The 8211-nt window shown below is 66.2% G+C and carries 9 protein-coding genes; 6 read left to right on the top strand and 3 right to left on the bottom strand.

All coding sequences use genetic code 11. From position 1 onward, the window contains the following. Nucleotides 1-105 precede the first annotated feature (105 nt). Together QX048_RS35165 and QX048_RS35160 are read right to left on the bottom strand one after the other, a co-directional pair. The gene (locus tag QX048_RS35165; RefSeq protein ID WP_315828610.1) at nucleotides 106-402 is read right to left on the bottom strand and encodes a hypothetical protein; all 297 of its coding nucleotides are present in this window, start codon (nucleotides 400-402) and stop codon (nucleotides 106-108) included. Between the two features lie 362 nt (nucleotides 403-764). Then, the gene (locus tag QX048_RS35160; protein WP_315828609.1) at nucleotides 765-1415 is read right to left on the bottom strand and encodes a TetR family transcriptional regulator; all 651 of its coding nucleotides are present in this window, start codon (nucleotides 1413-1415) and stop codon (nucleotides 765-767) included. A gap of 93 nt (nucleotides 1416-1508) precedes the next feature. On the opposite strand from QX048_RS35160, the gene QX048_RS35155 reads away from it, so the two are divergent. Both QX048_RS35155 and QX048_RS35150 read left to right on the top strand, forming a co-directional pair. Next, nucleotides 1509-2171, top strand: coding sequence for an O-methyltransferase (locus QX048_RS35155; protein WP_315828608.1), 663 nt, complete (start codon nucleotides 1509-1511; stop codon nucleotides 2169-2171). A gap of 115 nt (nucleotides 2172-2286) precedes the next feature. Further along, the gene (locus QX048_RS35150; protein WP_316201058.1) at nucleotides 2287-2937 is read left to right on the top strand and encodes an aspartate/glutamate racemase family protein; all 651 of its coding nucleotides are present in this window, start codon (nucleotides 2287-2289) and stop codon (nucleotides 2935-2937) included. 12 nt (nucleotides 2938-2949) lie between these two features. Here the strand turns inward: QX048_RS35150 and QX048_RS35145 are convergent, their stop codons facing one another. Then, nucleotides 2950-4308: an LLM class flavin-dependent oxidoreductase gene (locus QX048_RS35145; RefSeq protein WP_315828607.1), complete on the bottom strand. Its 1359-nt coding sequence runs from the start codon at nucleotides 4306-4308 to the stop codon at nucleotides 2950-2952. A 186-nt stretch (nucleotides 4309-4494) separates the two neighbouring features. Between QX048_RS35145 and QX048_RS35140 the strand changes: the two genes are divergently transcribed. The 4 genes from QX048_RS35140 (at nucleotide 4495) to QX048_RS35125 (ending at nucleotide 7813) form a co-directional block, all read left to right on the top strand. Continuing rightward, nucleotides 4495-6162 carry a tannase/feruloyl esterase family alpha/beta hydrolase gene (locus tag QX048_RS35140; RefSeq protein ID WP_315828606.1) on the top strand — a complete coding sequence of 556 codons (1668 nt, stop codon included), beginning with the start codon at nucleotides 4495-4497 and terminating at the stop codon, nucleotides 6160-6162. Nucleotides 6163-6305: 143 nt separating this feature from the next. Then, on the top strand, nucleotides 6306-6515 hold the full coding sequence (locus QX048_RS35135) for a PRC-barrel domain containing protein (RefSeq protein ID WP_315718640.1): 210 nt from the start codon (nucleotides 6306-6308) through the stop codon (nucleotides 6513-6515). Between the two features lie 330 nt (nucleotides 6516-6845). Then, on the top strand, nucleotides 6846-7073 hold the full coding sequence (locus tag QX048_RS35130; protein ID WP_315718641.1) for a hypothetical protein: 228 nt from the start codon (nucleotides 6846-6848) through the stop codon (nucleotides 7071-7073). Nucleotides 7074-7582: 509 nt separating this feature from the next. Beyond that, the gene (locus tag QX048_RS35125) at nucleotides 7583-7813 is read left to right on the top strand and encodes a hypothetical protein (RefSeq protein ID WP_315828605.1); all 231 of its coding nucleotides are present in this window, start codon (nucleotides 7583-7585) and stop codon (nucleotides 7811-7813) included. Nucleotides 7814-8211 lie beyond the last annotated feature (398 nt).

The raw sequence follows: 8211 nt of genomic DNA, 5'->3' as shown, positions 1-8211 counted from the left end.
CCTTCAGTCCTGCCCACTAGACAGACTGAATCACCGATATCTCTGCGTCGCAACTGCTGACTTTTTCAACAGAATCGGCCAACAGCAGACATCCAGTGCGCTGGTTCACGTTGACTTCGTCGCCACAAACGCCACGGCAAACTTGCACCACAGCGGGACGTCGCTGGCGAACTCGAAGAAGTCATCGAAATAGACGAGGCCCAGATCGATGAGCCTCCGCGTCAGAGTTGCGAGTGCCTCTGGACCGAAGCTTGGACCAAAAGAGAGTAGCTCCTCATCAGCACCGTGCGGCTTATCCGTCTCAAGGGCATTAAGTACGGCCTGATACGATACGCCCCTTTCGGTCAAGGCGCGCCGACGGATGACAATCCCGTATTCAGCAGTGACAGCAACGAAATTCATTCTCACTCCGTTGGTCGTGAGATATCTCCGAGCCTCACATTTACCGAACCATGCGACGTCTTCAATGGGTCAATTCGCGACTTGATCGGACGCCTCATCGTGTCCGGAATTCGCCCTTAACCGACAATCACGGACTCTGATGAGAGGTCCGTTGTTAGCTGCGGGCACCCGACCTGCGGCGCTGCATCAAGTCAGCGGCGATCTGGGATACGACGGCATCAAGTCAACGTAGTGTCGCGGCAGCCCGTGGCCGTGCAGAGGTTCCCAGTTTGCGTGGGAGAGGCGTGGATGCGCGGGACAAGCCCGCGCATGGCGGGAGTGCCCCGAGAGGCCGCTTGACCGGAGACGCGCCGGCTCTAGGACTACCCGGCCTTACGTCTGTGAGGCTTGTTCGCGGTGGAGAGATACGCACAGAACATGTCGGCCATCGCATCGGCATAGGCCGATATCTCGGCCCGGCTGCGCGGTGTCTCCGAGAAGTGCTTGCCGACCTGGCCGAGCGTCGTCTTGATCAGGTCGGCGACCCGCGCGCGCTCGGCCTCTCCGGCACCAGGCAGCACCTCGCGCATGAAGGCGAGCATGGCGCGGCGGCCACTGGCCCTGGCCTGGCGTGCCTCGGGCGCGTCGCGATAGAGCGGGGCGGCGTCGTCGAGCGCGCCGCGCACGGCGGCCTCGTCGCACTCCGATTGCAGGAACGCGTGAACGAGTGCACGCAATCGCGTCAGAGGCGGACGGCGCGTGTCCTCCAGAATGCCGTGCAGCAGTTTCGTCGTCTGCTGCCACTCGTCGCTCTGCAGCCTGAACAGGATCGCCGCCTTGTTCGGGAAGTACTGATAGAGCGAGCCGACGCTGACGCCGGCCTTCTCGGCGACACGGGCCGCGGTGAAACGTTGCGCGCCTTCCTTGGTCAAAACCTGAACAGCCGCCTGCAGAATGGCTGAGACGAGGTCGGCCGAGCGTGCCTGTTGCGGCAGTTTTCGCGGGGAAATCGGGGCTTTTCGAGCCGGGGCCATGGAGCGTTCCGAAATGCGATTAGCGAATGCGAATGATTATTCGTATTCTGACTTCGACGCAAACGACACGCATCGAGAACACGGAGAATATCAATGATCACCCTGACCACTCAGCCGGTGGCGCCGCTGCTGGATCGCCTGCTTGCCGAGGCGACGTTGCTGCGGCCGGAGACGAGCCCGATCTTCGCCGGCATGGCCGAACGGGGCGCGCAACTGATGCGCAGCAGGTCCGGTCATGTCGAGCTCTACACGCAGCTCAAGGACTTTCCGTTGCCCGTGTCGCGCGACACCGGCATGCTGCTCTACATGCTGGCGCGCGGCGTCGGTGCGCGATCGATCGTCGAATTCGGCACCTCGTTCGGCATCTCGACGCTGTTCCTCGCCGCGGCGCTGCGCGACAGTGGCGGCGGCCGGCTGATCACCACGGAGTTCGAGCCGTCCAAGGTCGCCCGTGCCCGTGCCAACCTCGCGGAGGGCGGCCTGGCCGATCTGGTCGAGATCCGCCAGGGCGACGCCCTGCAGACGCTGAGCGCCGATCTGCCGGAGACCATCGATCTCGTGCTGCTCGACGGCGCCAAGCCGCTGTATGGCGATATCCTGGCGCTGCTCGAGAGCCGGCTCAGCGCCGGCGCGTCCATCGTCGCTGACAATGCCGACCACAGCCCCGACTACCTCGCCTACGTCCGTTCGCCTGATAACGGCTATCTGTCGGTGCCGTTCGGCGACGAAGTCGAATTGTCGATGCGGATCGGGTGAGCGGCCGGCGACGAACGGCCGATGCCCGCCACCCTCATCGGCGAATGGGCCTGGAGTTGACGTTTGGCCGACGATTGTTCACGAGGAGAGCTTCGTCATCTGAGCAACCGCCCTCATGCCCCGCATCCTCCTGATCAATCCCAACAGCTCGGCCACGACCACCGCGATGATGGTGTCGATCGCGGCCGCCTGCTGCGCCGGCCGGGCCGAGGTCGTCGGCGCGACCGCGACGCGGGCACCGGCCATGATCGTGGATGCCGAGGCGCTGGCCGCATCGGCGGCGGAAGTGGTCGATATCGGCCGCGCGCATCGCGATGTTTGCGACGGCATCATCGTCGCGGCGTTCGGCGATCCCGGCGCCGCGGAGCTTGGCAGCCAGTGCTCGCTGCCGGTGGCGGGCATCGGCGAGGCGTCGATGCGCGAGGCCGCAGAGGGCGGGCGGCGCTTCGGCGTTGCCACGGTGACGCCTGCGCTGGTCGCGAGCATCGCGGGCCTTGCAGACAGGCTGAACCTGTCGGCGCAGTTCACCGGGACGCGTCTGACGCACGGCGACCCGGCCGCGCTCGCCGTCGATCCGGCGCGGCTTGCTGCCGCCCTGGCTGACGCCACGCGCGCCTGTATTGCCGACGACGGCGCCGAGGCCGTGATCATCGGCGGCGGGCCGCTGGCGCAGGCCGCCGATCAGTTGCAGCGCCAATTCGCCGTGCCGATCATCAAGCCGATCGAGGCGGCGGTGGCTGTGTTGCTGTCGCGTCTGTCGGGCTGAGTGCCAGCAGCATTACGGCCGGTAGCTCGCCGCCGGATGCGGCGCCGCGAGCCGGGCGCGGCCGAACAGCTTTTCGCGCAGCGTTCCCGGCTGGTAGGCCTTCTTGTAGCGGCCGCGTCTGGTCAGCTCCGGCACCAGCATGTCGGCGACATCGGCAAAACTCTCGGGCGACAGCGCAAAGGCGAGGTTGAGGCCGTCGACGCCGGTCTGCTCGATCCAGCTCTCGATGAGATCGGCGACCTTCGCCGGTGAGCCGACGAACACCGGGCCGATACCGCCGATGCCGACATGCTCGGCAACCTCGCGCACGGTCCACACCCGGTCCGGATCGGCCCGCGTGACGTTGTCCATCGCGCTGCGGCCGGCATCGTTGAGCACGTGGCGGACCTGCTGGTCGAGGTCGTAGGTCGAGAAGTCGACGCCGGTCCAGCCCGACATCAAGGTCAGCGACGCCTCGTGGTCGATGTAGCGGCGATAGTCGGCGAACTTCGCCTCGGCCGCCGCATCGGTTTCGCCGAGCACGACGGTGGCGATGCTGAAGATGACGATGTCGCTGCCCGCGCGACCCGCGTCGGCGGCGGCCTGGCGGATCGCGGCGACGCGCGGCGCGATGATCTTGGCGGACGGGCCGGACATGAATACGCATTCGGCGTGCCGGCCGGCGAACACGCGGCCGCGCGGCGAGGTGCCGGCTTGATACAGCACCGGCGTTCGCTGCGGCGACGGCTCGCAGAGATGGATGGCGTCGAGCTGGTAGTTCTCGCCGCGATGGCTGACGCGGTGAACCTTCGTGGGATCGGTGAACACGCCGCTGGTCCGGTCGCGCTTGACGGCGTCGTCCTCCCAGCTGCCTTCCCACAGTCTGTAGACGACCTCCATGTACTCGTCGGCGACGTCGTAGCGATCGTCGTGCGCGGTCTGGCGCTCCCTGCCCATGCCGCGTGCGGCGCTGTCGAGATAGCCGGTGACGATGTTCCAGCCGATGCGGCCCTCGGTGAGATGATCGAGCGTCGACATCCGCCGCGCGAACGGGTAGGGCGGCTCATAGGATAGCGTGCAGGTGACGCCGAAGCCGAGATGCTCGGTCACGGCGGCCATCGCCGAGATCAGCATCATCGGATCATTGACGGGCACCTGGATGGCGTGGCGGAGCGCCGCATCGGGGTTGCCGCCATAGACATCGTAGACGCCGAGCACGTCGGCGAGAAACAGTCCGTCGAAGCGGCCGCGCTCCAAGGTCTTGGCGAGGTCGAGCCAATAGGGCAGGCGATTGTAGTCGGAGGAACGGTCGCGCGGATGCCGCCACAGGCCGGGCGACTGGTGCCCGACGCAGTTCATCGCAAACGCATTCAACCTGATGTCCGCAGCCATGATGTCCCTCGACGCTTCCTTGACACCCATCAGATGGCACGCTTCGGCTGACGTTTTCAATCGCACCCATGCGCACGGCCGCTTGCGGCGGGCGCAGGCTTGGCTATGGTCGGAAGCGATCGAGCGCGCCGCGAAGCAACGACGATGCGTGACGGGCTTTGGCCCGCAGGTGTGAGGACGACCGTGATGACGATCCGTGTGACGGCGCTGACCGCGGTCTTGCTGACGACGTCGGCCATGGCGTCCGCGCAGGCGGAGGATTTCAAGGCGAGCTGCGCCACGCTGGCTCAGGGCTTCTCCGAAAGCGGCCGCATCGTCACGGCGGAATTCGTCGCTGCGGGCGGCGTGCAACTGGCGCCGCCCGCGCCTGCGGGCGCGACCGCACCTGCGCCGGATCACTGCCTGATCCGGGGCAAGATCAACGAGCGTACCGGCATCGACGGCAAGCCCTATGCTGTCGGCTACGAGCTGCGATTGCCTGCGACGTGGAATGGCAAGGTCGTCTTTCAGGGCGGCGGCGGCGTCGACGGTGTGCTGCGCCCGGCACTCGGCCTGCTCACCGGCGCCACGCCGCCGAATGGACTCTCCAACGGCTATGCCGTGGCCTCGACCGACGCAGGCCATCTCGAGGAGCCGGGGCCGCTCGGGCCCTATCTGTTCGGCCTCGATCCGCAGGCGCGGCGCGACAAGGGCTACAGCTCGATTCCGCCGGTGGCTGCTGCCGCCAGGGCCGCGGCCGAGAAGCTGTACGGCAAGGCGCCGCGCCGCTCCTACTTCGCTGGCTGCTCCAACGGCGGCCGCCAGGCGATGGCGGTGACGCAGCGATTCCCGGAGCTGTTCGACGGCGTCATCGCCGGCGCGCCGGCCTATCGCGTGCCGCTGGCCGGCATCGATGTGATCGCGCAGGAGCAGGCGCTGCTGGCGATCGCGCCGCCCGGCCCGGACGGCAAGGCCGATGTCGGCAGCGCGCTGAGCGACGAGGACCTGAAGCTGGTGGCCGATGCCGTGACCGCGTCGTGCGATGGCGCCGACGGCGCCAAGGATGGCATGGTGCAGGACGTCATGGCCTGCCGCTTCGATCCGGCCGTGCTCGCCTGCAAGGAGGGCCAGAGTTCGCAGTGCCTGCCTGTCCCCAAGCTGAAAGCCGTCAAGCTGATGTTCGACGGCAGCCGGAATTCCATGGGCGGATTGATCTATGCGCGCTGGCCGTATGATCCCGGCCTCGCCGCGCCCGGCTGGCGCGCCTGGAAGCTCGGTACGCCCAAAGCGAGTCCGCCCAATGCGCGCAATCTCACGCTCATTCCCGGCGGCGTCGCCTATGATTTCATGAGCCCGCCGGAGACGCCGGAGGATCTCGTCGCCTGGGTGCGCAACTTCGATCTCGACCGCGATCCGCGGAAGGTGATGAAGGGCGCCGGCGGCTTCGACGCCGGCATGGAATATGAGGCCGCGACCTCGACCGATCTCGACGCCTTCAAGGCGAAGGGCGGCAAGATGCTGTTCTATCACGGCACGGCCGACCCGATCTTCTCGGCGCTCGACACCGTCGACTATGTCGATCAGCTCAAGACCAAATACGGCGCCGATGCCGACGGCTTCGCGCGGCTGTTCCTGGTTCCCGGCATGAACCATTGCGGCGGCGGACCCGCCACCGATCAGTTCGACTTGCTGACCGCGCTGGACCGATGGGTGGAGGGCACGGCCGCGGCGCCCGAGGCGATCCGGGCCACCGCGCGGCGCGCGCCCGATGTGCCATGGCCCGGGCGCACACGCGATCTCTGCGCGTTCCCGAAGGTGCTGACCTACAAGGGCAGCGGCAGCCTCGAGGATGCGGCGAATTTCGAGTGCCGCTGATGGGCAAGCCCGGCGCTCGCTGCCTTGCGGCGCGCACGATTGCTTGAGGACGGGTTGACGTTCGGCGTCCGCATGCCGACTTGAACGACCGTCGAGCGGCCTGTGCTGCCCGGCGGTTCCCCCCTCATGTCTCGAAGTTCCTCATGGTTGCCGTCAAGACGCGAGCCTTCTGCATCCTGCGCGAATTCGAACGGGCGCAGACCGAGCTGGTCGGCAAGGCTGTGGCGCTGAGCGACGGCAAGGCCGGAACAGTGGAGTACGTCCATCTTGACGAACTCCACGGTCTGCGCATCACCATCGGTGGCCATGACGGCCGCTGGCCGGTGTCGACCATCAAGTTCGCGCAGGCCTGAGTGGCATTGCCTCGTCCACTCAGGTCGCGCAACGACGTGCTGGACTGGCTCCGGACGCTGCGGCGAAAGCGCATGCTCGTTCTGCCCAACCGCGCGCATCAGCCGATGGGACCGGGGCGGGCAGAGACCGCCCCCGGTCCACGCATCCCAGCCGTGCGAAGGAGCCGTCGGCGGTGCTGCGGCTAGCCTCGATGCTCCCGGCGCGGCCGGCCGCTGCTGCTCTGCCGCCCGGACGACGTTGGTCACGGCCGATTCACTTATGTTGATGCGCGCGGCAGCTCCTGATCTAGAGTCGTCGATGCGCATCAATGAAACTGGATGCAATCCCGCATGGACGTAGAAGGTCAAAAGAAGCGGCGCCGGCGTGTCAAGCAGACGATGTCGTTGGGTGAGCGGTTGCTGGAGATGGCGCGCGAAGCGCGAGACAGGGCGAAACGTCTGCCCCCGGGCATCGAGCAGGCCAGGCAGCTGCGGCGCGCCCGCGAGGCCGAAGCGATCGTCGAGCTCGATCGCTTCCTGACGGCTCCCGCACGCAGCACGCCGCCGCGATCGCGTTGACGCCGTCTCGCGCCGGCCTCGGACGACGCGGCGCCGCGGAGGTCACCACGCGGCAGGTCACCAGGCAACAATGTCGACCAAGCAACAATGCCGCGGCTGCTCTTGCTGCATGCGGGCTCGAATTGATGCTGGCATCGCTGCAACGACGCGCTCGACAGGATCGACGTCCCAAGCGACCGTAACGTCCGTGCGTTGGGCAAGTCAGTCCAGAGACGCGAGCACGATGAACCAATTCCAAGCCCGCGCTGATTGAAGCATGTTTGGTTGGTGGCGAGGGCGCCCTCGTCGGGCTGGTGGTATTTCCGGAGCTTGCGGCAACAGGGCTGACCGATCCGGCCGGGACAGCCGAGCCATTCCCGGCCGCGTCACCGCCAGGCTTGCGGATATCGCCGATCGTCCCTCGCATCACTTCCGTGCTCGCGGTGGCGAGACCAATGCCAGTTCGCATTCGCGAATGTGTGCGACGCCGCGAACTTCGATTCCGGGCTCAGCGGCCCGGTCCGGAACCATTGGCGTTCCGCGCTGCGCCGCGATCGTCGCAGGCGGGGGAGGGGATCGCGACCCTCGAAATCGACACCAGCAATCTCGGCAGCGTCTGTCCGACCAACCTCGTCCGGCGGAAGGATCTCGTCCTGCATGCCCATGCCGCACTCGCATCGTGCGCTGGTGCAACCGAAGGCGAGCAATTCCTGACGCTGCGCGCGCCCGCCGCTCCAAAATGGAACAGAAACGGCGTGTGAGGAGGCCGAGCGTGGGCGGCGACAGCGCTATCCACATTTCTGCACAGCCGTCGCAAAAAGTTCTTGCGCGGGATGCGGCATCGCACTATCTCACCACCACGCCAGCCGGACATCACTGATGACTGAGGCCCCCGACCTTCGGGACCAACGTTGTTTTCTTTGATGTTTCTTCTTCCGACTGGCTCCTGAGTTTTTCTTCGGAAAGGCTCTTGACGGTCTCTCAAAATCAGCTATGTGAAGCGCCCCGGCAATCGGGACTTCCACGGTGAACGAGACCAAAGAAGTTGATGCACTAATTAGTTCGAAGCGAACTAACAAGTGCGGGCTGTTTGACAAGTGAAGATGAAGAAAGAGAAACGTGGACGGCGGAGTCCTTGCGGGTCTCGGGATTGAAGGCT

This window comes from Bradyrhizobium sp. SZCCHNS30572 (genome assembly GCF_032484415.1).
Taxonomy (GTDB): domain Bacteria; phylum Pseudomonadota; class Alphaproteobacteria; order Rhizobiales; family Xanthobacteraceae; genus Bradyrhizobium.
Note: the sequence above shows the minus strand (reverse complement) of the source record. Positions and strands in the feature narration are given on the sequence as shown.